We start from the raw sequence: 24,112 nt of genomic DNA, 5'->3' as shown, positions 1-24,112 counted from the left end.
CCGAATTGCGGCTATAGAACCCGTATCTGCCCACCTGCGCCGTACCCCCGGCGCGGAAATTGCTATACGGTCGGCGAATGAAGGTGGAGGAACACTGGTGGAACGGTGACACGACCCCGCGCGGGCGCCGGGACGTGTACATCCGTACTGACGGGCAAGGTTGGGAGGTCCGCGCCCAGATCGGTGGGGCGTCGGGCCGTGAGCGGGTGCAGCAGTGCCCCAGCCGGGCCTCGGCGACCATCCTCGCCGACGCCTGGCGCGGTACGCACCCATCCTGGCGCGAGCTGAAGCAGCGCTGATCCGGCACCGGGTCGGGCCGGCAACGCCCCCCGCGCCCCCCGGCCCACCCGGTGCTCGACCCACCCCCTTCCCGCGCCCCGAGGTCACCCCTTCTGAGACATGATCGCGGCGACCTCTGCCGCGAGGGCCGATGCCCACTCAAGCTGAGGGCAGTTGTCACGGCCCCTGCACTCCAGGCACCCACCTGCCCGCCACGGTGAGTTGAGCGCATCCGTCCAATGCGCGGCGAGTACGCGTTCGGCGGTGAACAGCTCGGTGGTCCTGGACGGAGAAACCGCCCACCTGATCCGCGCGCCCTTGGTAGTCCTTGATCACTTGATGCTTACCAGTTCGAGAAGGACTCACGGAACTGGTGAGCATCAAGTGATCAAGCCGAGCGCGCTCGATCAAGCCCAGCGGCCGGGTCCGGAGGGCGCATTCCCTGCGGCAGGCCGGGTACACGGGGGCGGTCCGCGTTCGATGGAGGTCGCTCATGTCGCAGGGTCCCGACGAGGAGAACCCTCGGCTCGACGAGGAGGTTCGGGAGGCCGAACGCCGGCTCGCCGACCTCGTCGCCCCGTCGGATGACGCGCTGACCGACGACGACGCCCGCGTGCCGGACGATGCCCTCTCCGAGCAGGAAGAAGCTCTCTCGGAGCAGGAAATTGCCCTCTCCGAGCAGGACAGGGCCCCCTCCGAGCAGGAGGAGGCCCCTTCCGAGCAGGTGACGGAGTAAGCCTCAGGCGGTCGGGACCGGCAGCACCACACCCTCGGCCGCCGACCGGTGCGCCAGCTCGATCAGCTCGACCGTGGCGGCCGAGTCGCGCGGGTCCACCGGCATCGGCGTGCCGTCGCGCAGCGCCGCCGCCACCTCGGCGTAGAAGCTCTGGTACGCCCCCGGCAGCGTCGGCGTCGGGCGCAGGTCACCGTCGACGCCGAGCAGGCCGTACCGCTCCGGTGGGACCTCGCCCCAGCCCGGCTGGTCCGGTCGGCCGCCGTCGTGCAGCGCGGCCTCCTGCACGTCCAGCCCGTAGGTCGTGTAGCCGGCGCGGTCGCCGAGCACCCGCAGGCGGGGGCCGAGCTGAGCGGTGATCGCCCCCATCCACAGGTGCGAACGCACGCCGTTGGTGTGGGTCAACGCCACGAACGCGTCGTCGTCGACCTCGGCGCCCGCGCGGCGGCGGTCGACCTCGGCGTAGACCCGCTCGACCGTGCCGAAGAGCTGCACGGCCTGGTCGACGAGGTGCGCGCCCAGGTCGAACAGGGCGCCACCGGCCTCGTCCACCCCGGCCAGCTCCCGCCAACCGGGCTTGATCGTGGGGCGGAACCGCTCGAACCGGGACTCGAACCGCAGCACCCGCCCCAGCTCACCGCTCTCCACGAGCGCGCGGGCGGTCAGGAAGTCGCCGTCCCAGCGGCGGTTCTGGAACACCGTCAGCGGCACGCCCCGCCGCTCGGCCTCCTCGACGAGCGCTCGGGCGTCGGCGGCGGTGGGTGCCAGGGGCTTGTCGACGACGACCGGCAGGCCGGCCGCGAGGGCCGCCCGCGCCATCGGCACGTGCTGCCGGTTCGGCGTCGCGACCACCACCAGGTCCAGAGCTTCGGGGGTACGCCACAACTCGCCGGCGTCGTCCACCAGGCGGGCGTCCGGGAAGTGCTGAGCGGCCTGCGCGCGCCGCTGTGGATCGCGGGTCACGATGGCGTCCAGCCGCAGCCCGGGTGTCGCGGCGATCAACGGAGCGTGGAAGACCCGACCCGCCAGCCCGTACCCCAGCAGACCGACCCGCAGCGCCTCCGCCATGCCGTACCCCTTTCTCCTGGCCCGCGCCCGGTTCGGCGGCGGTGCCGGTGGTCGAATCTACGCCGCGCCCGACCCGGACCCGGGCCGGGCCCGGTGCTGGTCAGCCCACCGGGTCGGCGCGCAGATAGGTGAGCACGGCGAGCACCCGCCGGTTGGTGTCGTCGCTGGGCGGCAGGTCGAGTTTCAGCAGGATGTTGCCGACGTGCTTGCCGATGGCGGCCTCGGTGACGTGCAGCCGGGCGGCGATGGACGCGTTGGAGCGGCCCTCGGCCAGCAGCGCCAGTACCTCCCGTTCGCGGGCGGAGAGCGCGGCGAGCGGGTCGCGGGGCCGGTGCAGCAGTTGCCGCACCACGTCCGGGTCGATGGCGGTGCCGCCGTCGGTGACCCGGCGCAGCGTTTCGACGAACTCGGTCACCTCGGCCACCCGGTCCTTGAGCAGGTAGCCGACCCGCTGGCCGTCGCCGCTGTCCAGCAGCGCCGCCGCGTACCCGGTCTGCACGAACTGGCTGAGCACCACCACCGGCAGGCCGGGCCGCTCGGCGCGGAGCGCGACGGCGGCGCGCAGCCCGTCGTCACGACGACCCGGTGGCATCCGGATGTCGGTCAGCACCAGGTCGGGCTGGTGCGCGCGGGCCGCCTCCAGCAGTTCGGGCGCGGAGCCGACGGCCGCGCACACCGCGAACTCGAAGCGGGTCAACAGCGCGACCAGGCCCTCGCGCAGCAGCACCTCGTCCTCGGCGAGCACCACCCGGGTCACCGGCGACATGGCAGCTCCACCCGGACCAGGGTGGGCCCGCCGGGAGGGCTGGCGAGCAGCAACCGGCCGTCGGCGGCGGCGACCCGGTCGGCGAGTCCGGTCAGGCCGGTGCCCCGGGCGGGGTCGGCGCCGCCACGCCCGTCGTCGGACACCTCGACGACGAGGTCGCCGCCGGCCCGGGTCAGGCGCACGTCGGCGCGGGTCGCACCGGCGTGCCGAGCCACGTTGCCCAAGGCCTCGGACACCACGAAGTACGCCGTGGTCTCGACGCTCTCCGGCAGGTCTCCGTCGACGTCGGCGTGCACCGTGACCGCGACGGGAGACGCGTCGGCCACCTCGCGGACGGCGTCGGCGAGGCCGAGGTCGGTGAGGCTCTGCGGCCGGATGCCGTGCACCAACTGTCGCAACATCACCATCAGCCCCCGCGCCTGGTCGTGCGCCACGGCGAGGGGCCGGGCGGCGGGGGAGTCCTCGGGTACGTCCAGCCGGGCCAGGCCCAGTTGGAGGGTGAGGCTGGTCAGCCGGGGCTGCGCGCCGTCGTGCAGGTCCCGTTCGATGCGCCGCCGTTCCGCCTCGTACGCCCCGACCAGCCGCGTCCGGGATCGGGCGACCTCGCGCATCGCGGCGGCGTCGACGGGGCTGGTCAAGGCCCACCGGGCGACCATGGCCTGCGCGGCGGCGAGCAGCCCCGCCGCGTAGCAGAGCACCGGGACGAGCAGCACACCCACGATCGCGTACGGGACGGCTTCGCCGGTGCTCTCGATCGGGCGCCAGATCACCACCGGATCGGCGTCGCCGGCCAGCCAGGGGCTGGTGACCATTCCGAGGTCCAGCAGCACCAGGACCAGGAACGTCCAGTACGCGACGGGCACGACACCGCCCAGCCAGAACAGGTACGCCACCTCCCGCCAGCTGGCCGCGCTGCGATAGCGGGCGGTCAGAGAAGACCACGGCGAAGCGGGCGGCAGTGGGCGGCCGTCCACGAGGCCGAGTCGCCACCGTTCGACGGCGGCGACCGGAACGCTCGCGAGCGGCGCGAGAGCCACCAGGGTGAGGCTGCCGACCGCCAGGAACAGCATCAGCGGTATCGACGGCGGCCTGCCGTGCTGTCGCAGCGCGTTGGCGGCGGCCAGCAGGGGCGCGCCGATGACGAGCAGCCCGACGGTGAGCACACCGGCGATCGGCACGGTGGTGACCAGGTAGGCCAGCGCGCGCCAGGGCCAGGCGGAGATCAGCCAGTCGCGCCTTCGCAGGGCGGCGGCGAGGTGACGGGGGTGTTCCGAGGTCATGCCGCTGACGCTAATCGCCGACCAGGGGCCGTCCCAGCCGTCCAGATCCCCTCTTCGAGGTAGGCCCAGCACTACCGGCGGGGGTGTGCGGAGTCCGGAAACGGGAAGGACGCGCGGGGCATTACCTGCGGCGGCTGGAGTGACATGGGTGCCAGAACCTTCGTGGTGGTCGGCGGTACCAGTGGCCTGGGCTTCGCGGTGGCCCGGCTGCTGCTCGACGAGCATCGCGTCGTGGTGTTCGGCAATGTTCCGGCCGAGGTCGCCGCGACCACCGACGAGCTGGGGTGCGACGGCGCGGTCTGCGACGTCTCCTCCTACGAGCAGGTCCGGGACGCGTTCGCCGAGGTGGTGGGGCGCTACGGCACCGTCGACGGGGTCGCGGCGTGCGCGTCGATGTGGGCCGGTGGTGACCTCGGGGACCTGCCGGTGGAGCACATCCGGCGGGCCGTGGACATCAACGTCCTGGGGACGACGTACCTGCTGCGGGAGGCGCTGGAGCATCTCCAGCGGCAGGGCTACGGGAACGTGGTGTACATCGGGGCGATGGCACTCGCCGCGCCCCGGCCCGGCATCCCGGTCTACCGGGCGACCAAGAGCTACGGCAGCAGCCTCGTCGACTCGCTGGCCGAGGCCCAGCACAGCAACCGGGTCAAGGTGATGCAGTTGCATCCCGGGCCGATGCCGACCCGCCTCCAGGAGCGGGTCGGCGCCGAGTTCCTCGACGAGATCTACGCCCTGCCCGAGCAGGTCGCCACCGAGGTCGTCCGGCTGCTGCTGCTGCAACCCGACGACCTCTACGTCTCCGGCGAGCGCGTACTGCGCGCGGACGGGCGGTGGTAACGGCGCGGACCGGTGCGGGGGACCCTCCGGCCTCCGCGTGGGCGCCCCTGCGCGGCGCCGTCTACCGCAACCTGTGGCTGGCCCTGCTCGCCGCCAATATCGGCACCTGGATGCAGACCGTCGGCGCGCAGTGGCTGCTGATCCACCACGCCAACGCCTCCACCCTCGTCGCGCTGGTGCAGACCGCCAGCCTCTTGCCGATCCTGCTGCTGGCGCTGCCCGCCGGGGTGCTGGCCGACAGCTTCGACCGTCGACACCTGTTGATCGCCGTGCAGCTGTTCCTGGTGGCGGTGGCGGTGGCGTTGACCCTGCTCACCCTGACCGACCGGATGCCGCCGGCCCTGCTGCTCACCCTCACCTTCGCGTTCGGGGTCGGGCAGGCGCTCACCCTGCCGGCCTGGTCGGCGGTGATCCCGGAGTTGGTACCCCAGGACCAGTTGCGGTCGGCGTCCGCGCTCGGCTCGATCAGCGTCAACGTGGCGCGGGCCGTGGGGCCGGCGGTGGCGGGTGTCCTGATCGCCCGGACCGGCGTCGCCCCGGTCTTCGGGATCAACGCGGTGGCGTTCGCCATCTTCGCGTACGCGCTGTGGCGCTGGCGTCCGGGCACCGCCCGCGCCGTCGAGGTGCCCGAGCGGTTCGCCGCCGCGCTGCGGGCCGGCAGCCGCTACGTACGTCACTCGCCGATCGTGCGCCGGCTGCTGCGCCGCGCGTTGGTCTTCGTGATCCCGGCCAGCGCGCTGTGGGCGCTGCTGCCGCTGGTGGCGGCCCGGCGGCTCGGGCTGGGCTCCGGCGGGTACGGGCTGCTGCTGGCCGCCCTCGGGGTGGGTGCCATCGCGGGCGGCGTGCTGCTGGCCGTGATTCGTACCCGGCTGTCGGCGAACCAGCTCCTGCTGATCGCCGGGGTGCTGTTCACCGGCGCGCTGACGGTTCTCGGCACCGTGCGGGTGGTACCGCTGGTGCTCCTCGCCCTGCTGCCGGCCGGGATGGCCTGGGTGACGGTGCTGGCCAACGTCAACGCCGAGATGCAGCTCTTCCTGCCGAGCTGGGTACGGGCCCGGGGGTTGGCCGTCTACCAGGTGTGTTTCGCTGGCGGGCAGGCCGTCGGCGCCCTGGCGTGGGGTCTGGTGGCCGACATGGGCGGGCTGGTCCTCGCCTACCTCGCGGCGGCGGCGTTGATGTTCGTCGGAACCGTGACGAGCCGGATCTGGCCGCTGCCGGAACTGCGCTCGGTGAACCGTGAACCGGCGGCCTACTGGCCGCAACTGCACCTGGCGCACGAGCCGGACCCGGGCGTGGGACCGGTGCTGGTGACTGTCGAGTACACCGTCCGGCCGGAGCGCACGGAGCCGTTCCTCGCGGCAATGGACGTGGTGCGCGCCGCCCGGCAGCGTACCGGCGCGATCCGCTGGGGGCTGTTCCGGCCGGCCGAGACGACGGACCGCTTCGTCGAGGTGTACCTGGTGCCGTCGTGGGACGAGCACCTGCGCCAGCACGGGGGCCGGTTGACCGGCGAGGACCGCGAGGCCGAGGCGCGGGCCCGGGAGCTGACCGACGGCGTCCCGGAGGCACGTCATCTCGTGCCGGCCGCCGCCGGGCCGCGGCTGTCCGACGCCCGCGAAGGGATCTGACGCGTCGTACACGTCGGTGCCGGCGGCCCGCCACAGGTGGATCGCGCCGGCACCGTACCGCGTACGCCCGCGTTGTTAGGATGGCCGGACCATGGCGACTGAGCGCAAGCCGACCGCGGACCCGGCCCGCAGCCTGGCGATCCTCTGGCGCACCCGGGAACCGACCAGCCGCGGCGCCGGGCAGGGGCTCACCGTCGACCGGATCGTCCGGGCCGCCATCGACATCGCCGACGCCGAGGGGCTCGACGCGGTGACCATGCGTCGGGTCGCCGAGGCGCTGGGTGTGGGCACCATGTCGGTCTACACGTACGTGCCGGGCAAGGCCGAACTCGTCGATGTCATGATCGACACCGCGTACGGCGAGATGCCGCGTTCCGCCGTCGAGGGTGACTGGCGGGCCCGGCTGGAACGGATCGCCCGGGACAACCTGGCGCTCTACCAGCGGCACCGGTGGATGGTGCGGGCCGAGACCACCCGCCCGGTGCTCGGGCCGCACCTGATGGCCAAGTACGACCACGAACTCGGCGCGGTCGCCGACATCGGGCTCACCGACGTCGAGATGGACGCGGTGCTCACCCTCGTGCTCGGGCACGTGAAGAGTTCCGCGCGCGCCGCCTCCGAGGTGGTCGACCTGGAACGGGAGACCGGCATGACCGACGGCCAGTGGTGGCAGTCGCACGCGCCCTGGCTGGAGACGTTCCTGAACCCCGACAGCTACCCGACCGCGTCTCGGGTCGGCACCGCGGCCGGCCAGCAGCACGGCGCCGCCTACGGCCCGGAGTACGCCTTCGAGTTCGGCCTGCAACGCGTCCTCGACGGCATCTCGGTGGTGGTCGCCGAGCGGGCGGCCGACCGGTAGGCCCCGCTAGCCGTCCAGCGCGGGCACGGCGTCGCCGAGCCGGGCGAGGGAGCGGGCGGACGGGCTGCCCGGCTCGGCGTGGTAGACGACCAGCGACTGGGTCGTGCCGCTGATCGTCAGCTTCTCGTAGCGCAGCTCCAACTCGCCCACCTGCGGATGGTGGAATACGCGCAACCCGCCGCCCGCGCGGGCGGTGACGTCGTGGCGCGCCCACAGCCGCCGGAACAACTCGCTGCCGGCCGTCAACTCGTCGACCAGCTCGGTGAGCCGTGGATCGTCCACCTCCGCCCCCACCTGTGCGCGCAGGCCCGCCACCGCGCTGGCGGCGACCGCCTCCGGGGCCGGGTAGAGCGCGGGCACGCGCGGGCCCAGGAAGACCTCGCGCAGCAGGTTCACCCCGACCCGGTAGATCGGTGTCAGCGCGGTCGCCATCGGGTTGGCGAAGAGGACGTCTAGGTGTCGGCCGTGCACGAAGGCCGGCGTCTGCGCCCACGAACCCACCAGCTGCCGGATGCCCACCGGTACCCGCTCCGGCCGTCGTGCCGGGCGGTCGGGCGGGGCGTGTCCGCCGAGGCGGCGTAGGTGCGCGGTGGCCTCCGTGTCCAACAGCAGCGCCCGCGCCAGCGCTTCGAGCACCTGGGCCGATGGGTTGCGGTCCCGGCCCTGCTCCAACCGCAGGTAGTAGTCGGCGCTGATGCCGGCGAGCAGGGCCACCTCCTCGCGTCGCAGACCGGGTACCCGCCGGCGGCCGTGTGCCGGCAGACCGACGTCACCCGGCCCGACCAGCTCGCGCCGGGCACGCAGGTACTCGCCCAACGGGCCGGCCGTGCTCACCAGCCCATCGTAGGAGCGGCCGCCGTCGCCCAGCCTGGTCCTGCCACTACCAGGAAAACCGGTAACCCGGATATCGCCGACCGGCCGGGTGACAGTGGGTCAGGTAAGCGTGATCGAGAGATGGGACAGAGATGACCGAGCGAATCACGACGCCATTCGGTTTCGCCTCGACCGCCGACGAGGTGCTCGCCGGAGTCGACCTGACCGGCAAGCGGGCCGTCATCACCGGCGGCGCCGCCGGCATCGGCATCGAGACCGCCCGCTCGCTGGCCGCCGCCGGCGCCGAGGTGGTGCTCGCGGTGCGTCGCGTCCCGGCCGGTGCGGAGGCCGCGAGGGACATCGCGGCCAGCGTCGGCGCGGACCGCGTCACGGTCCGCGAGCTTGATGTGGCCAACCAGGATTCGGTACGCCGGTTCGTCGCCGGCTGGGACGGGCCGCTGCACATTCTGATCAACAATGCCGGGATCATGGCCCTGCCCGAGTTGGAGCGCACCACCGAGGGCTGGGAAATGCAGTTCGCCACCAACTTCGTGGGGCACTACGCGCTGACCGTCGGCCTGCACGACGCTCTCGCCGCCGCCGGTGGCGCCCGGGTCGTGTCGGTCAGCTCCAGCGGCAACCTCTTCTCCCCGGTGATCTTCGACGACCTGCACTTCGCGTTCCGGCCGTACGACCCGCTCCTGGCGTACGGGCAGTCCAAGAGCGCCGAGGCCCTGCTCGCCGTCGAGGCCAACCGTCGCTGGGCCGCCGAGGGCATCCACGCCAACGCCCTGAACCCGGGCGCGATCGCGACCGGGCTGCAGAAGCACACCGGCGGGCTGCGTACGCCGAAGGAGCGGCAGAAGACCCCGCAGCAGGGTGCCGCCACCTCGGTGCTGCTCGCGGCGTCCCCGCTGCTCGACGGCGTCGGCGGACGCTACTTCGAGGACTGCGCCGAGGCCCCCGTCCGGACCGAGCGGCCCGCCGACTACACCGGCGTGGCGGCGTACGCCCTCGACCCGGGCAACGCCGAGCGCCTCTGGAACGTGACGGCGGACCTCCTCGCCCGATGACCCCGGAACCCGCCCGAGCAGGGCCCCGCGGATGGTACGACTGGGTCGGCGGGTGACGTCCGGGAAGGGGGGCGATGGCGAGCGCGCTTCCCGGACGGCTGCTCCAGAAGCGGGAGAACCCCCGGCGGACCTCGTTCCTGGAGCTCTTCTTCGACCTGGCCTTCATCTTCGCGTTGACCCGACTGTCCCGGGCGGTGGTCGACGACCCCAGCGTCAACGGTGGCTTCCAGGTCATGGTGATGCTGGCGGCGATCTGGTGGGTGTGGTTCGTGACCGCGTGGTCGGCGGACTGGTTCGATCCCCGGGCGCCGCTGATCGTCGTACTCCTGCTCTGGGTGATGTTCGGCGGCCTGTTGATGGCCGCGGCCGTGCCCACCGCGTTCGACTCGCACGCCGCGCTGTTCGCCGGGGCCTACGTGGCGATCCACGTCGGTCGGGGCGCGCTGCTGATCCCGGCGCTGCGCGGTCACCCGCTGCAACTGCGGAGCCTGCGGGTGGCCATCTGGTTCGCGATCTCCGGTGCGATGTGGCTGGTCGGCGCGGCCGTCGCCCCGGCCCGGGAGGTGCTCTGGACCCTCGCCCTGGTGCTGGAGTACTCCCTGGCCCGGCTGCGCTGGCCGTTCCCGTGGCTCGGCCGTAGCTCGTGGCCGGACCTCCAGGTCAACGGTGACCACCTCTCCGAGCGGTACCAGCAGATCTTCATCATCGCGTTGGGTGAGCTGATCCTGTTCGCCGGCATCGCCTACAGCGACTCCGGCCTGCACCTGGAGAGCAGCCTGGCCTTCGCCCTGGCGTTCGTCACCGCCGTGGCCCTCGCCCGGCTCTACCTGGTGCCGGCCGGCTCGCGGCTGGGCGCGAGCATCATGGCGGCCGGCCCGCCCGGCAGCAAGCTGGCGCTGCTGGCCGGTTACCTGCACCTGCTCATGATCACCGGCGTCCTGGCCACCTCGGTGGCCATGGAGATGACGATCGAGGACCCCCGCACCGAGGAGACGGCGCAACTGGCCCTCGGTATCGTCGGTCCAGCGCTGTTCCTGACCGCGCGGATCCTGCTCGCGTGGGTGGTCGACGGCAGCCGACCGTGGGCACGCCTGGTCGGTGTGCCGGCCATCATCGTGTGCGGGTTCGCGACCCAGCGGCTTCCGCACGTCGCCAACAGCGCCGTCGTCGCCGGGGTGCTGGTGCTGATCGTCCTGGTCGACGGGATGCCCGGCCTCCGGCGCTACGCCACCAGAAGCATGCGGGACGGCGGGCCCGATCCCCGGCGGCCCGGGTAACCCGCCGATGTCAGCACCGCGGCCGGATGCCCCAGCGCGACGCGGCGACGTGGTGGAGCTGCGGGTGCACGGCGTGTCGGGGGCGGAGCCCTCGGCCGTCCTGGGCTCGGCGTCGGCGCGCCAGGTCGCGGGTGACGATCGTGGCGGCTTCTACCGGCCGGTCGGGCCGGGCCGCGACGCCCCCGAGGGGTTGACGCTCGAGGCGTACCGCTGGGGTGATCTGCCCTCGGGCACGGTGGGCCGGACGGTCTCCATGGTCCTGCTGCTGCCGTTCATGCTCAGCAACGCGGCGGTGTGGATGCGACCCACCGGCGAGCGCGCCGCCGTGGTCACCGTCCTGTGCCGGCTCCTCGCGCTCAACCTCACCCTGGTGTACGTGGTGTCCATCGCCGGGGTCGCCCTCGACCTGCTCGCCTGGCGTTGTCTGGGCGCGACACCCTGCCGGGCACCCTTCGACACGCTGTTCGGGCTGAACGACCGACACGTCGGGCAGCGGTTGGCGGTGCTGGCGTTGCTGCCGATCGTCGCCGTGGGGCTTCTGCGACTGCTCGGGACCCGGCGTCCCGGGCCGGCCGGCAATCCGCTGTGGGCCGTGGAGCCGCTGGTGGAGCGGTTGCGGGCGATCCACGTCGCCGCCGCGCTCGGCGTACTCGACCTGCTGCTGCTCACGGCCCGGCGGGCCGGCGGCGCGACGGCCGGGACGAACCTGTTGCTGGCGTCCACCGCGGCGGTCCTGGTGGCCTGCGTCGGTCTGCTCGCCGTCCCCGGTCTGATCGACCGGGCCGCGACCGCGCGGACGGCCACCGTGACCGCGCGTGCCACCGCCGTGGTGGCGGCCGGCCTGACCGTGGCGACCCTCGTCGTCGTCGCGGGCGACGGGCGGGGCTGGCCGGCGTCGGCCGGACTCCCCGGCTACGGCGGGATCGCGGGCGGCACGCTGTTCGGCCAGATGGCGTTGCTGGTGCTGCTCAGTGCACTGGTGTTGGGGCAACGGGGTCGCGGTCGCCGGGCGCTGCCGGGAGGCGCGGGCGCGGCGGTCATCGCGGCCATCGCGGTCGGCCTGGCCGGCGCTCTCGCCTCCGGTCTGGTCTACCAGAGCGGGGTACTGCTCGGCGGATATCGCGGTGACGGCGGGCCGCCGTTGCCGTACCGCTGGACGGTGCTGGCCTTCTTCCTGCACGTGGTCGCGGCGGCGCTGTCGGGCGTCGCGCTGACCCTCCTGTCGCGGCGACGTCGCCGCCACGCGGCGGCGGCGATCACCACCCGCGACTTCCCCGCGCCGCCGCCGGAGGCGACCGGACGCTCGCGACAGGTGACGAAGGCCGTGGCCCGTGCGCGGTTCACCGAGTGGCTGGGCCTGCTGGCGGCCACCTACGCGGTGCTCGCCCTGATCGGGCTGGCCACGAGTCTGCTCGGGCAGTTCGGGCACGAACCGGACGACGTGGCGCGGCGGGTTCTCGGGCTGCCGGCCGGCGCGGTCGAAATGTGCCTGGCCGGGGGCACCTATCTCGTCGCCGCGGTGGCTCTCACGCTGCTGTCCGGCGGCCTTTTCGCGTACCGGACGGCGTGGTTCCGCCGGCACGTCGGGATCCTGTGGGACCTGGGCACCTTCTGGCCCCGGGCCGCGCACCCGTTCGCGCCGCCGAGCTACGCCGACCGGGCGGTACCGGAGTTGGCCGACCGGATCGGCCACCTGGCCGAGCGGCACGCCGGAGTGCTGCTGTGCGGGCACAGTCACGGCTCGGCGCTGCTGGCGCTCGCGGTGCTGCGGCTGCCGCCGGGCGCGCGGCGACGGGTCGCGCTGCTGACCCACGGCTCCCCACTGGACCGCCTCTACGCCCGGCTCTTTCCGGCCTACCTCGACGACAGGACGCTGCGTCAGGTGGGGGAGCGGGTCGGATGGCGGTGGGTCAACCTGTGGCGGGACACCGATCCGGTCGGCGGGTGGATCTTCGCCGCGCACCGACCCGGCGATCCCTCGCCGGACCCCACCGACCCCGCCGGTCACGTCGACCGGCGGCTGCGGGATCCGGATGGCCTGCTGCCGGCACCCGGCGAGCGTCGGCCTCCGCCGCTGCGCGGGCACCACCCGGGGGAGTCCGACCCGGCGTTCCGGGCGGCCGTACGCGACCTCGTCGGCCAGCTCCGCCGCTCCGGCGCGACGTGAACAGAGCGGGCACTACTCAGGGATCCGGTCGGACTCCGCCACCACCGCACGTACCTTGCGCAGGGTGGCGTCCGGCGCGCGGATCGCCGCCCGCCACCGGTCCAGGGTGCGGGTCAGCACCCGGACGACGAACTGCAACTGGTTGACCTGCTCGCGCAGCGTTCCCAGCTCGGTGCGGGCGTGCAGCGCCTCGCCCTCCAGCTCGGTGATCCGGGTCTGTAGCGGCTGCACCAGGGTCAGGGCGGCCTCGGTGAGGGTGTCGGCGGCGTCGGCCTTGAACTTGCCCCGCTGCACCAGCACGGTGGCGATCGCGGCGAGACCGGTCGAACCGCCGAGGATGCCGAGCACACTGAGCGCCACCTGCACCCAGTGTGGCGCGGCAGGGGCCGGCGAGGTGTTCACGGGACACTTCCCTGTAGCTCTTCGTAGCTCACACATTCACATGCGCGGACGAGACGGCGTAGGTCGACGGCGAGTTGCCCGGCCCGCCACAGCGATCCGACCGTCACCGCGACGATGAACGACGAGGCGACCAGGGACTGCTGGCTCCAGAGGGCGACCAGGGCCACCGCATACATGCCGGTGATCGTGCCGAGCACCAGGACCGACGCGAGTTCCATGCCGAGCCCGGTGGAGAGCCGGCCCGGCCACGACAGGCCCAGCAGCCCACAGACACCCGTCGTGATCAGACCGATCTCCCAGGCGACCTGCAGCGGCGTGGGCATGGACGTCTGAACGGAGGTCGGCCGCACGTCGAGGAGCACCATGAGGAGGCCGCAGACGGGCGCCATGCCCAGGACAGCGACCTCGTACGGCTGCTGGCGGAACCGGCTACGCAGATACTTCACGGCAACTCCCTGGCTAAGACCCTGCCGCCTGCCGGCCACGGGGATGGGTCGGCCCGTGACCGGCGGTGGTGGAAAGACGATGGTCGAGGAGCTCACCGACGTGCCGTCGTTGGTCGCCGATATCTGCCTGTGTATCACCGCTGACTGGTTTGCGTCCACCTGGTGTAACGTCACATTTCCGCAGGTCAGAGCCTTTGGAGTGCGGTGGCCGGGCTGCCTGCGGCAACCCGGCCACCCTTCGACCGCTCGTTACATTCGGTGTCGGATATCCAACTCACCGTGTGCGCGCAGCGCGCCTACGACGACGGCCGGGGCCTCCTCGGCCATGAAGTGCCCGCAGGTGACCGTCTGGTGCGAGAGGTCCGGCGCCCAGGCCCGCCACACGGCTGCCGCGTCGTAGCCGAGAGCTGCCCCCCAGTCCTGCGCAAGCACGGTCACCGGCATCCGCAGCCGATTGCCGGCCGCCCGGTCCGCCTCGTCGTGCGCGACGTCGATCCCCGCGGACGCCCGGTAGTCGGCGACGATCGAGGTTACCGCCTCGCGCGACGCGCGCAGGTATTCGGCGCGCACGTCCGCCGGCAGCGCGTCCGGGTCCCGGGTCCAGACGTCGAGGAAGTGGCCGAAGAATGCGTCCGGGCTGCCGCCGATCAGCTTCTCGGGCAGGCCGGGCGGCTGCGCCATCAGGTACAGGTGGAAGGCGACGGAGGCGTCGACCCCGTGCAGCACGTCCCACATGTCCAGGGTGGGCAGCACGTCGAGCAGGGTGAGCCGGCTGATCGCCGCCGGGTGGTCGAGGCCGGCGCGGAACGCCACCAGAGCGCCCCGGTCGTGCCCCGCCAGGGCGAAGCGGTCATGGCCGAGCGCGCGGGCCAGCGCCACGACGTCGGCGGCCATGGTCCGCTTCGAGTACGCGGTGCCGTCGCCGTCCACGGGCTTGTCGCTCTCGCCGTAGCCGCGCAGGTCCGGGCAGATGACGGTGTGGTCGGCGGCGAGGTCGGCCGCGACGTGCCGCCACATGAGGTGGGTCTGCGGAAAACCGTGCAACAGCACGATCGGTGGCCCGGAGCCGCCCACGGCGGCGCTGAGCGTCACGCCGTCGGCGACGGTGACGCGCTGGTAGTCGAATCCGTTGATCCTCGGCTGCACGGGTGAGCCTTCCTGGTGAGCGGGTTCGGCGCGGGGATGCCCGTCGCCGGCGTACGTCATCGAGCCTGCCCGGGGGTGATCAGCGGACGGTCAGCGTCGGATCAGCGCGGGCTAGATTGAGGCCATGACCAGGCAGCCGACGGCACCGGTGACGTTCGGCGTGCTCGGGCCGGTGACCGCCGTCGCCGGGACCGGTCCGGTTGCGCTGCGGGGGCACCGGCAGCGACTGGTGCTGGCCCGGTTGCTGATCGCCGGTGGCCGGGTGGTGCCGGTGGAACGTCTCGTCGACGACCTGTGGGAGGTTCCGCCGGAGCGCGCGGTGGGCGCGATCCGGACGTTCGTCGCCGACCTCCGCCGGGCGTTGGAGCCCGACCGGCCGCCCCGGCAGCCATCCGGCCTCCTGGTCACCGAGCCCTCGGGGTACGCGCTGCGGACCACCCCGGACGCGGTGGACGCCGACCGTTTCGAGGCGGCGGTCGGCGAGGCCGGTCGGCTCCTGACGGCGGAGCTGCCCGCGCCGGCCCTCGCGGCGCTGGACGCGGCGCTCGGGCTGTGGCGTGGGCCCGCGTACGCGGACTGCGTGGGCGAGGGCTGGGCCGTGGCGGAGGTCAACCGGCTGGACGAGCTGCGGATGCTCGCCGTGGAACGCCGGGCCGAGGCGCTGCTCGCGCTGGGTCGGCCGGACGAGGCCGCCGCCGACCTGCCCGGCCACCTCGCCGCCCATCCGCTGCGCGAGGACGCCTGGCGGCTGCTCGCCCTGGCCCGCTACCGGGCCGGCCGACAGGGCGAGGCGCTGGCCGCCCTGCGCGAGGCCCGCGCGGTCCTGGTGGCGGAGCTGGGGGTGGACCCGGGCCCCGAGTTGCGCCGGCTGGAGGCCGACATCCTCGCGCAGGCCCCACACCTCACCGACATCCCCACGGTGGCCGTTCCGGACCGGGCCGGAGCCGCTCTCGACGGCGGATCGGCGTCGCGGCGGCCGTTCGTGGGGCGGGACGCGGAGCGGGAGCGACTGCGGCGTGCCGCCGAGGCCGCCACCCGTTCCGGGCGGCCCACGCTCGCTCTGCTCAGCGGCGATCCGGGCGCCGGCAAGACGGCCCTGGCCGAGGCGCTGACGCGGCAGTTGGCCGCCGAGGGTTGGACCACGGCGTGGGGGCGCAGTCCCGAGTACGAGGGCGCCCCGGCCGCCTGGCCGTGGACCCAGATCGTCGAGGCGCTCACCGGCTCGGACGTGTCGTCCTCTCCGGGCGGCGTGTCGTCCTCTCCGGGTGGCGTGCAGTCCGTTCCGGGCGGCCTGCCGTCCGATGGTGGGACGGCCGGCGCCGACAGCGTCGACGATCCCGCCGTGGCCCGATTCCGCCGACACCGCGCGGTGGCGTCGGTGCTCTCCGCCGTCGCCGACCGGGGCCCGCTGCTGCTGGTCCTGGACGACCTGCACCGGGCCGACGGTGACACGTTGGACCTGCTCACCGCACTGCTCGCCGGCCCGCAACCCGCCACCGGCCCGGTGCTGGTCCTGGGCACGTACCGGGCCACCGAGATCACCGGGGGGTTGACCGCCGCCCTGGCCCGGGCCGCCGGGCTCGAACCCGTGCGGGAGTACCTCGCAGGACTGTCCTTGGAGGCCACCGGCGAACTGGCCCGCGCCGTCGCCGGCACGGAACTGGCCCCGCCCGCCGTCGCGCTGATCCACCGCCGCAGCGCGGGTAACCCGTTCTTCGTCCGGGAGCTGGCCCAGCTGTACGCCGAGGCGGGCGGCGCGGCGCTGGAGGCGGTACCGCCCGGGGTGCGCGACGTCATCCGGCACCGGCTCGCGCAGCTGCCCCCACCAACCCGTACCGTGCTGCGGCAGGCGGCGGTGCTCGGCCGGGACGTCGACCCCGCCGTGCTCGGCGCGCTGACCGACGACCCGGCCGCGCTGCTGGACGCCGTCGACCGCGCGTTGCAGGCCGGCTTCCTGACCGAGCGGGCGTCCGACGGGCGGCTACGGTTCACCCACATCCTGGTCCGCGACACGCTCTACGCCGACCTGTCCGCGTCGCGTCGCGCGGCCTGGCACGCCGCGGTGGCCGAGGCGTTGCAGCGGCAACAGCCCGTCGACCCCGCCACGCTCGCGCACCACCTGCTGTCCGCCGGAGGGCCGGCAGCCGCCCGCCGGGCCGCCGACTACGCCCGTACGGCCGCCGAGCGGGCCGAACGTGGCGGCAACCCGCACGAGGCCACGCGGCTGTGGGCGCAGGTCGTCGAGGCGTACGACCGGGCCGGGGGGACCGAGCGGCGCGAGCGGCTGACGGCTCTGCTCGGCCTCGGGCGCTCGCTGGCGGTGACAGGTCGCCTGGCCGAGGCGCGGCGTCACCGTGCCGAGGCGATCGCCGACGCCGAGGCGCTCGGTGACGCCCGGCTGACCGCCCAGGTGCTGGCCGGTTTCGACGTGCCCGCCATCTGGACCCGCAACGACGACGACCTGCTCTCCGAGCGGATCGTCCGCGCCGCCGAGCACGCCCTGACCGGCCTCGGCCCGTCCGGATCGGCGCACCGCAGTCGGCTGCTGAGCACCCTCGCGCTGGAACTGCGGGGTGTCACCGATGACCGTGGCCGCCGGGCCGCCGTCGAGGCCGAACGGATCGCCCGGACCCTCGACGACCCCGGGCTGCTGGCCTTTGCGCTGAACGCGCGCTTCATGCACGCCTTCGACCGCGTCGGGCTGGCCGACGCCCGGGCCCGGATCGGCGCCGAGCTGGTCGACCTCGCCGCCCGGCGGCACCTGGTGACCTTCGAGGTGCTGGGCCACCTCATCCTGCTCCAAACCTGCTGTGCGCGGGCCGACCGGACCGGCGCGGACGAGCACGCGCGCGCCGCCGACCGCCTCGCGCAGCGGTACGAGCTGCCGCTCGTCGGCGTCTTCACCGGCTGGTACGCCGCGCTGCGCCGGACGTGGGTCGGTGACCGGGACGCGGCGGTGACCGCGTACCGGGCCGCCGCCGAGCGGTTGCCGACCGACGGCATGCCGGGCCTGGCCCAGGGGCTGCTGCCGCTCGCCCTGCTCGGCCTGCGCCTGGCCGACGCCGTCGGCGACCCGGCGGATGGTCGGGTGGTCCCCGCCGCCGGGCGGCCGGTCGACGGTCTCGGCGACGAGGACTGGGCGGGACTGGACTGGGGCCCGCACGAGCCGTGGGTCCGACCGCTGCTGCTCGCCCACTCCGGTGACCGCGGCGCCGCCGTGTCGGCGCTGCGGGCCCTCCCGGACGGGCCGCACGACCTGCTGCGGGAGGTGCGACTGTGCCTCGTCGCCCGGGCGGCGCTCGCCGTGGACGACCGGCCCGCCATCGAGCGCGCCGCCGCCGCGCTCCGGCCGGCCGCCGCCGAACTGGCCGCCGGCAGCGGCGTGCTCGACGCGGGACCGGTCGCCGGGCACCTCGCCGACCTCGCCGCCGCGCTCGGCCACGACGAGGAGGCCGCCGCGCACCGACGGAGCGCCCGCCTGCTGACCGCGCGCGTCCGCGCAGTCGACCCGACCTGAGCACTGCCGCGCTCGGCAGCCGGCGACTTGCCGGTTCCTGTGGAACCGGCCACCGCTGTGCGGTCAGATGGAACCACCGGCCTGCGCCGCCAATCGGGGATCTAGGGGGTACGCCGTGCAGGGGCTCGTGCTGATCGTGGTGCTGGGCGTCACCGTCCTGATCGGCACCACCCTCGGCGGCCGCTACCGGGTCGCGCCGCCGGTGCTGCTCATCGCGTTTGGAGTGCTGCTCGGGCTCGCGCCGCCGCTGTCGGACCTGGTCCTGGAACCGGACCTGGTGCTGCTGATCTTCCTGCCGGCGATCCTCTACCGGGAGAGCCTGACCATCAGCCTGCGGGAGATCCGGGCCAACCTGCCGGTGATCGGGCTGCTCGCCGTGGTGCTCGTGGTCCTCACCATGATCACCGTCTCCCTGACCGCCCAGGCGTTCGGCGTGAACCCCGCCGCCGCCTGGGTGCTCGGCGCGGTCCTCGCGCCGACCGACGCCGCCGCGGTCACCGGTCTGGCCAAGCGGCTGCCCCGCAAGCTCCTCACCACGCTGCACGCGGAGAGCCTGATCAACGACGGAACCGCCCTGGTGATCTTCGCGGTGACCGTGGGCCTGCTCACCCAGCGCGGGCAACCGGGGGCGCTGGGCATCGGCGAGGAGTTCGTCGGGGCCAGCCTCGGCGGGGTGGTCGCCGGTCTGCTGGTGGGCGTCATCGTGGTGTTGATCCGCAAGCGGCTCGACGATCCGCTGCGCGAGGGCGCGCTGAGCGTCCTGACGCCGTTCGGCGCCTTCCTGCTCGCCAGCGCGGTGCACGCCAGTGGTGTGCTGGCCGTCGTGGTCGCCGGTCTGGTGCTCGCGTACGCCGGCCCACGGGTGATCCGCGCCCGCTCCCGGGTGCTGGCCTACGCGTTCTGGGACCTGTCCACCTTCCTCATCAACGGTGGCCTGTTCGTGCTGCTCGGCACCCAGATTCCCCGCGCGGTTCGCGGCATCGTCAGCACCTCGCCCCCGAGGGCCGTGCTGATCGTGCTCGCGGTGACGCTCGCTGTGGTGCTCACCCGGTTGGGCTTCGTCTACCTGACGTCGCAGTCGGTGCGGCTGCGGCGTCTTCGGATGGCGGAGCAGGAGCGCACGACACCGAGTTGGCGGGTCGGCACGGTCGCGGGCTGGTCCGGTTTCCGGGGCGCCGTGTCGCTCGCCGCCGCGCTGGCCGTGCCGACGATGACGGTCTCCGGTCGCCCGGTGGTCGAGCGAGATCTGATCATCTTCGTCACGGCGCTGGTGATCGTCCTGATCATGCTGGTGCAGGGCACCACGCTGCCGCTTGTGGTGCGCTGGGCGGGGCTGTCCGGCGACCCCGAGCGCGTCGACGAGGCCCGACACGCCCGCCGGCGGGCCACCCAGGCCGGCCTGGACGCCCTGCCCGAAGTCGCCGAGGAGGTGGGGGCCGAGGAGGAGGCCGTCCGCCGGCTGCGGGCCGAGTACCAGCGACACCTGGCCGACCTCAACGAGACCGGTGGTCGAACCGCCAAGGAACGCAAGCTGGAGCTCCGGCTGCGTCTCGGCGTCCTCGCCCACAAGCGACGGGAGCTGACGCGGCTGCGCGACAACCGGGAGATCGACGACCTGGTGCTCCAGGAGCTCCAGTCGGCGCTGGACAACGAGGAGATCCGGCTGCTGGGCCGCGGTCCGACCGAGTGACCAGCGGCGGTCCGCACGTGACGGATTGGTGACATGGGCTCGGCCCGGTACGGGGCATGAGGGCAGGCCGTCGGCGGGTACGGTGAAAGCCGTTCGGCGATCGTCGATGCGTTCGGTCCGGGTGGGGGTGTCCATGACCAGCGGGGCGAGCGCGGCCGAGCCGCGGGTGGTCACCGAGCGGCAGTTCCTCGACGAGCTGGCCTCGGTCACCCGCGAGCGGGTCGCCACCCAGTTCCTCTACCTGATGGCGCAGGAAGGTGCCGTCGTCGGCGTCCAGTGGGAACAGCCCGGCGTCGACCACCTCCGCCGCTACCGCGTCCGCGACGCCTGCCCGCACTGCGTCGTCCTCGCCGCCGTGGTGACCCTCGCCCCCGTGCTGCCGCTGGACGGGCTGCGGGCCGGCCGCGCCCGCCCGCAGTACGAGACGGTCCTGCGTACCGGCCGGTTGCCCCACCTGGCGTTCGCCCGTCCGGCGGGGCCACCCGGGGCGAGCTGGCTGGGCGACTGCCACGCGGTCGACGGTGACCCGCACTCGGACGCCGACTGCCCGAGGCACGCCGTGGCCGCGCCCACCGGTGACCCGTTGGCGCTGCGCCCGGGGTCGCTGCCCCGGGCCGTACGGGAGCTCTACCCGCACGACGGCGCGGCCACCGCCGACCTGGCGCGGCGGTTACGGATCGCCCAGGACTGGCGCGCGGACGCGCAGGCCGTGGCGAGTGGCATCCGCGAAGCGGCGGCGACCTGGGCGTTCCTGCGTAACTCCTGCGTGCTGGGCGTGCCCGTGCCCGGCGCCAACGGCCTCGTGCTCACGCTGCCGCCGGGGCGCCCCCCGGACGACCGGCCGCTCAGCGAGCTGCACGAGGCGACCGTACGCGCCCTGCCCTCCGGCGGCCCGGTGCCCTACCAGGAGCTGGCCTGCCTGCTGCCCGAGCCGGCGTCGACGACGCAGCGCCTGCCGACGTACTCCGGTGCGGTTGACCTGACCGCCGCCGCGCCGGTGCGGACGCTGCGGCTGCCGACGCCGCGCCGACCGCTGAGCACCACCGGCCGGGGCGTGCTGCTGCTGTACGAGGCCCGGCACGCCATGGGTCGGCACGTGGCGAGCGCGCCGGTGCGCGACAGCGCGTACTGGGATTCCGAAGCGGCGTTGAACGTCTTCGAGTTCACCCTGCTGGAACGGGTCGCCGGGCGGCACTACCAGGAGGCGGTGGCCGCCTACCTCCAGGCGTTGCGGCGCGAGGGTGACCTGCTCGCGCGCCCGCACAAGGTGCTCGACCGGCGTCGCCGCAAGGCGCTGTCGCTCGCGTTCGGCGGGCTGGACGACGAGGAGCTGCACCTGTGGGCGTCGGTGGCCTACCGCAACGCCATCCTGGAACTGCTCGGCGACCTGAAGGCGTTCGCCGCGCACCTGCGCCACCAGGCCGGCTGAGCGCGGGCGTCCCCGCGTCGGGCCGGCTGAGCGGTCTCCTCAGAGCACCTGGGCGAGGAAGCGGCGAAGCCGGGGATGCTCAGCCCCCTCGAAGATCCGCTCCGGCGGCCCGGCCTCCAGCACCACGCCCCGGTCCATGAAGGCCACGGTGTCGGCGACCTGCCGGGCGAAGCCCATCTCGTGGGTGACCACGACCATGGTCATTCCGGCAGCGGACAGGTCGGCCATCACCCCGAGGACCCCCTTGACCAGCTCCGGGTCGAGCGCCGAGGTGGCCTCGTCGAAGAGCATCACCTCGGGTCGCAGCGCCAGCGCCCGGGCAATCGCCACCCGCTGCTGCTGACCACCGGAGAGCTGCGCGGGCCGGGCGTCGGCCTTGCCCGCGAGCCCCACCAGCTCCAGCTGCGCGCGGGCGACCTGGACCGCCTCGTCCTGGCCGAGCTTGCGCAGTCGGCGCAGCGCCAGCGTGACGTTGCGCAGCACGCTCATGTGCGGGAAGAGGTTGAACTGCTGGAACACCATGCCGACCCGCTGACGTAGCGCGTCCGGGTCGTCCCGCAGCACGCTGCGTCCGTCCAGCAGCACGTCGCCGCGGTCGGGTTCGATGAGGCGGTTGAGCGTACGCAGCAGGGTGGACTTGCCCGAACCGGACGGTCCGATCACGCAGGCCGTCGCGCCGCGGGGCACGGTCAGGTCGACGCCGCGCAGCACGCGGTTGGGCCCGAAGGCCAGGTGGACGTCGCGCGCCTGCACGCTCACCGAGGTGGTGGTCATCGCCGGTCTCCCTGCGTCGTGGCGAGCAGCGCCGTGTCGTCGTCCTCGTCGTCCGGGGCGGTGGCCGGGCGACCCTGGCGCAGCCGCCGGTCGATCCAGTTGACGAGGTGAGTCAGCGGAACGGTCAACGCCAGGTAGAACAGGCCCGCCAGCAGCAGCGCGGACTCGTTCCCGGTGGTGGCCGCGTAGTCCTGCCCGATCCGGAACAACTCCCGCTGGCTGGCCACCAGGCCGAGGAAGTACACCAGGCTGGAGTCCTTGATCAGCGCGATGAGCTGGTTGACCCAGGCGGGCAGCACCCGCCGGATGCCCTGCGGGATGATCACCAGCCGCATCGCGTCGGTCCAGGAGAAACCCAGCGCGCGGGCGCCCTCCAGTTGGGCGGCCTCCACCGATTGGATGCCGGAGCGGAAGATCTCCCCGATGTACGCGGCGGCGATCAGCGACAGCGCGAGGATGCCCAGCGGGTACGGGTCCGGCCCCCACACCCGCATGCCCAGCGGCGCCAACCCGACGCCGATCAGCAGGATCGTGGCCGCGGCCGGCAGCCCCCGGAACACGTCGGTGTAGACGCGCGCCGGCCAGCGTAGCCACCGACTGCGGGAGATGCCGGCCACGGCCAGCAGCAGACCCAGCACCGTGCCGAGCAGGGCGGCGGAGACCGCCAGGATCAGCGTGTTGGGCAGCCCGACGGTCAGCATCTCGGGCAGCGCCTCGCGCATCGCGTCGACGTCGAAGAACGTCTCCCAGAGGGTGCTCAACGGATCCATCGTTCGCCTCTCCTACCGCCCCTGCTCGCTCGTCACCAGCTCAGGACGCGGCCGACGCGGACGCGGACGGTTGCGCCGACCCGGACGGCGTGGCCGGGGCTGCCGCCTTGCCGCTGCCCGGCTCGAAGTCCGCCGGGATCGGCCGGCCCGGGTAGTACTGCGCCTGCAACCGGCTCCAGGTGCCGTCGGCGATGACCTCGTCGAGGGCCTTGTTCAGCGCCTCGCGCAGCTTGTCGCTGCCCTTGGCGACGGCGTACGCGGTCGGCGCCGGGCTGAGCTGCTTGGCCGCCACGGTGATCTTGCCGTTGCTGTCGGCGGCGGACTTCTCGCCGATCTCGGCCGGTGCGATCCAGGCGTCGGCCGTGCCCGCCTTGAGCTGGTTGATCGCGCCGTTGTAGTCCGGCACGCGGACCGGGTCGAGCTGCTTGCCGGTGGCGTAGTCGTCCTGGACGGTGCCCTGCACCACCACGACCCGCTTACCGGTGAGCTGGTCGAATCCCTTGATCGGCGAGCCGGCCGGCACGTCCAGCCCGAAGTAGCCGAAGTCGTATCCGTTGCCGAAGTCGACGGTCTTCTTGCGCGCCTCGGTGATGGTGATCGAGGAGCTGCCGACGTCGAACTTGTGGTTGTTGACCTGGGACAGCAGCGCGGAGAAGTCGGTGCCGACGTACTCCACCCTCAGGCCGAGCTTGCCGGCCACGGCGGTCAGCAGGTCGTTGTCGAAGCCGGTGAACTTGCCGTCCTTGAGGTACACGTTGGGCGGGGCGTCGGTCAGCGTGCCGGCCCGCAGCACACCCGGCTGCGCCAGGCCGTACGGGTTCCCGCCGCCACCCCCCGAAGAGTCACCCCCGCCAGCGCCGCACGCACCAAGAACACCAACGGTCAACAGGGAAACCCCAGCAACAACAAAACGCGAAAAAATACGCATAACTGAACTCCAAAGGGATGCGTCGACCCCGTCGATCATGAAGTTGTTGCCACGACACGCCGGTCAGGCGGGCAACAACTTCATGATCGACACGAAGAAGGGTCGAGAGGGTGGGGCGGGGAGGGGGCGGGATTAGCGCTTTAGGCGGCGGTACACGCCGCGCTGCGCATTCGCATCAGGTCCACGTGGCGACGCCGGGTCAGGGCCGGCGTACGCCGGCTGGCCGG

21 protein-coding genes are annotated in these 24,112 nt (G+C 73.4%); 11 read left to right on the top strand and 10 right to left on the bottom strand.

Annotated features, from left to right (window positions below):
• Window positions 1-77 precede the first annotated feature (77 nt).
• Both ABZ272_RS14350 and ABZ272_RS14345 read left to right on the top strand, forming a co-directional pair.
• Entirely contained in the window at window positions 78-299 is a 222-nt protein-coding gene (locus ABZ272_RS14350) for a hypothetical protein (RefSeq protein ID WP_355050387.1), read from the top strand.
• A 473-nt stretch (window positions 300-772) separates the two neighbouring features.
• Window positions 773-1,015, top strand: a complete 243-nt coding sequence (locus ABZ272_RS14345) for a hypothetical protein (protein ID WP_355050386.1) — start codon at window positions 773-775, stop codon at window positions 1,013-1,015.
• Window positions 1,016-1,018: 3 nt separating this feature from the next.
• Here ABZ272_RS14345 and ABZ272_RS14340 read toward each other — a convergent pair whose 3' ends face one another.
• The 3 genes from ABZ272_RS14340 to ABZ272_RS14330 form a co-directional block, all read right to left on the bottom strand.
• Window positions 1,019-2,080, bottom strand: a complete 1,062-nt coding sequence (locus ABZ272_RS14340; RefSeq protein ID WP_355050385.1) for a Gfo/Idh/MocA family oxidoreductase — start codon at window positions 2,078-2,080, stop codon at window positions 1,019-1,021.
• A 100-nt stretch (window positions 2,081-2,180) separates the two neighbouring features.
• A complete protein-coding gene (locus tag ABZ272_RS14335) occupies window positions 2,181-2,846 on the bottom strand; it encodes a response regulator transcription factor (RefSeq protein ID WP_355050384.1) in 666 nt (221 codons plus the stop codon).
• Entirely contained in the window at window positions 2,834-4,126 is a 1,293-nt protein-coding gene (locus ABZ272_RS14330; RefSeq protein WP_355050383.1) for a sensor histidine kinase, read from the bottom strand. Before ABZ272_RS14330 ends, ABZ272_RS14335 begins: the two co-directional genes overlap by 13 nt.
• Before the next feature lie 144 nt (window positions 4,127-4,270).
• Here ABZ272_RS14330 and ABZ272_RS14325 point away from each other — a divergent pair, with 144 nt between their 5' ends.
• From ABZ272_RS14325 to ABZ272_RS14315, 3 genes are all read left to right on the top strand, one after another.
• On the top strand, window positions 4,271-4,966 hold the full coding sequence (locus ABZ272_RS14325) for an SDR family oxidoreductase (RefSeq protein WP_355050382.1): 696 nt from the start codon (window positions 4,271-4,273) through the stop codon (window positions 4,964-4,966).
• Complete coding sequence (locus ABZ272_RS14320) at window positions 4,960-6,594, top strand: MFS transporter (protein WP_355050381.1); 1,635 nt, start codon at window positions 4,960-4,962, stop codon at window positions 6,592-6,594. Before ABZ272_RS14325 ends, ABZ272_RS14320 begins: the two co-directional genes overlap by 7 nt.
• Before the next feature lie 91 nt (window positions 6,595-6,685).
• Window positions 6,686-7,453, top strand: coding sequence for a TetR/AcrR family transcriptional regulator (locus tag ABZ272_RS14315; RefSeq protein ID WP_355050380.1), 768 nt, complete (start codon window positions 6,686-6,688; stop codon window positions 7,451-7,453).
• 6 nt (window positions 7,454-7,459) lie between these two features.
• Here ABZ272_RS14315 and ABZ272_RS14310 read toward each other — a convergent pair whose 3' ends face one another.
• Window positions 7,460-8,287: a helix-turn-helix transcriptional regulator gene (locus tag ABZ272_RS14310; RefSeq protein ID WP_355050379.1), complete on the bottom strand. Its 828-nt coding sequence runs from the start codon at window positions 8,285-8,287 to the stop codon at window positions 7,460-7,462.
• A gap of 131 nt (window positions 8,288-8,418) precedes the next feature.
• On the opposite strand from ABZ272_RS14310, the gene ABZ272_RS14305 reads away from it, so the two are divergent.
• The 3 genes from ABZ272_RS14305 (at window position 8,419) to ABZ272_RS14295 (ending at window position 12,783) form a co-directional block, all read left to right on the top strand.
• Entirely contained in the window at window positions 8,419-9,339 is a 921-nt protein-coding gene (locus ABZ272_RS14305; protein ID WP_355050378.1) for an SDR family NAD(P)-dependent oxidoreductase, read from the top strand.
• Window positions 9,340-9,413: 74 nt separating this feature from the next.
• A complete protein-coding gene (locus ABZ272_RS14300; RefSeq protein WP_355050377.1) occupies window positions 9,414-10,616 on the top strand; it encodes a low temperature requirement protein A in 1,203 nt (400 codons plus the stop codon).
• Between the two features lie 7 nt (window positions 10,617-10,623).
• On the top strand, window positions 10,624-12,783 hold the full coding sequence (locus tag ABZ272_RS14295; RefSeq protein WP_355050376.1) for a hypothetical protein: 2,160 nt from the start codon (window positions 10,624-10,626) through the stop codon (window positions 12,781-12,783).
• A 12-nt stretch (window positions 12,784-12,795) separates the two neighbouring features.
• Here ABZ272_RS14295 and ABZ272_RS14290 read toward each other — a convergent pair whose 3' ends face one another.
• The 3 genes from ABZ272_RS14290 to ABZ272_RS14280 all read right to left on the bottom strand — a co-directional run bounded on the left by ABZ272_RS14290 (window position 12,796) and on the right by ABZ272_RS14280 (window position 14,837).
• Entirely contained in the window at window positions 12,796-13,185 is a 390-nt protein-coding gene (locus tag ABZ272_RS14290; protein WP_355050375.1) for a hypothetical protein, read from the bottom strand.
• Window positions 13,182-13,631 carry a hypothetical protein gene (locus ABZ272_RS14285; RefSeq protein ID WP_355050374.1) on the bottom strand — a complete coding sequence of 150 codons (450 nt, stop codon included), beginning with the start codon at window positions 13,629-13,631 and terminating at the stop codon, window positions 13,182-13,184. Before ABZ272_RS14285 ends, ABZ272_RS14290 begins: the two co-directional genes overlap by 4 nt.
• Window positions 13,632-13,880: 249 nt before the next feature.
• Window positions 13,881-14,837, bottom strand: a complete 957-nt coding sequence (locus tag ABZ272_RS14280) for an alpha/beta hydrolase (protein ID WP_355050373.1) — start codon at window positions 14,835-14,837, stop codon at window positions 13,881-13,883.
• Between the two features lie 64 nt (window positions 14,838-14,901).
• On the opposite strand from ABZ272_RS14280, the gene ABZ272_RS14275 reads away from it, so the two are divergent.
• From ABZ272_RS14275 to ABZ272_RS14265, 3 genes are all read left to right on the top strand, one after another.
• On the top strand, window positions 14,902-18,294 hold the full coding sequence (locus ABZ272_RS14275; protein ID WP_355050372.1) for a BTAD domain-containing putative transcriptional regulator: 3,393 nt from the start codon (window positions 14,902-14,904) through the stop codon (window positions 18,292-18,294).
• 115 nt (window positions 18,295-18,409) lie between these two features.
• A complete protein-coding gene (locus tag ABZ272_RS14270; RefSeq protein WP_355050371.1) occupies window positions 18,410-19,984 on the top strand; it encodes a Na+/H+ antiporter in 1,575 nt (524 codons plus the stop codon).
• A gap of 133 nt (window positions 19,985-20,117) precedes the next feature.
• Window positions 20,118-21,413: a hypothetical protein gene (locus ABZ272_RS14265; RefSeq protein WP_355050370.1), complete on the top strand. Its 1,296-nt coding sequence runs from the start codon at window positions 20,118-20,120 to the stop codon at window positions 21,411-21,413.
• 39 nt (window positions 21,414-21,452) lie between these two features.
• Here ABZ272_RS14265 and ABZ272_RS14260 read toward each other — a convergent pair whose 3' ends face one another.
• From ABZ272_RS14260 to ABZ272_RS14250, 3 genes are read right to left on the bottom strand one after another with little or no spacing between them, the layout of a single operon-like run.
• Window positions 21,453-22,187 carry an amino acid ABC transporter ATP-binding protein gene (locus tag ABZ272_RS14260; protein ID WP_355050369.1) on the bottom strand — a complete coding sequence of 245 codons (735 nt, stop codon included), beginning with the start codon at window positions 22,185-22,187 and terminating at the stop codon, window positions 21,453-21,455.
• Window positions 22,184-22,957 (bottom strand): amino acid ABC transporter permease, encoded by a 774-nt coding sequence (locus ABZ272_RS14255; protein WP_355050368.1) that lies wholly within the window; start codon window positions 22,955-22,957, stop codon window positions 22,184-22,186. Before ABZ272_RS14255 ends, ABZ272_RS14260 begins: the two co-directional genes overlap by 4 nt.
• A 40-nt stretch (window positions 22,958-22,997) precedes the next feature.
• A complete protein-coding gene (locus tag ABZ272_RS14250; protein WP_355050367.1) occupies window positions 22,998-23,843 on the bottom strand; it encodes an ABC transporter substrate-binding protein in 846 nt (281 codons plus the stop codon).
• Between the last annotated feature and the right edge of the window lie 269 nt (window positions 23,844-24,112).

It is taken from the genome of Micromonospora sp. NPDC005979 (genome assembly GCF_040614415.1).
Lineage (GTDB): Bacteria > Actinomycetota > Actinomycetes > Mycobacteriales > Micromonosporaceae > Micromonospora.
This window is presented reverse-complemented; position numbering and strand designations above follow the sequence as displayed.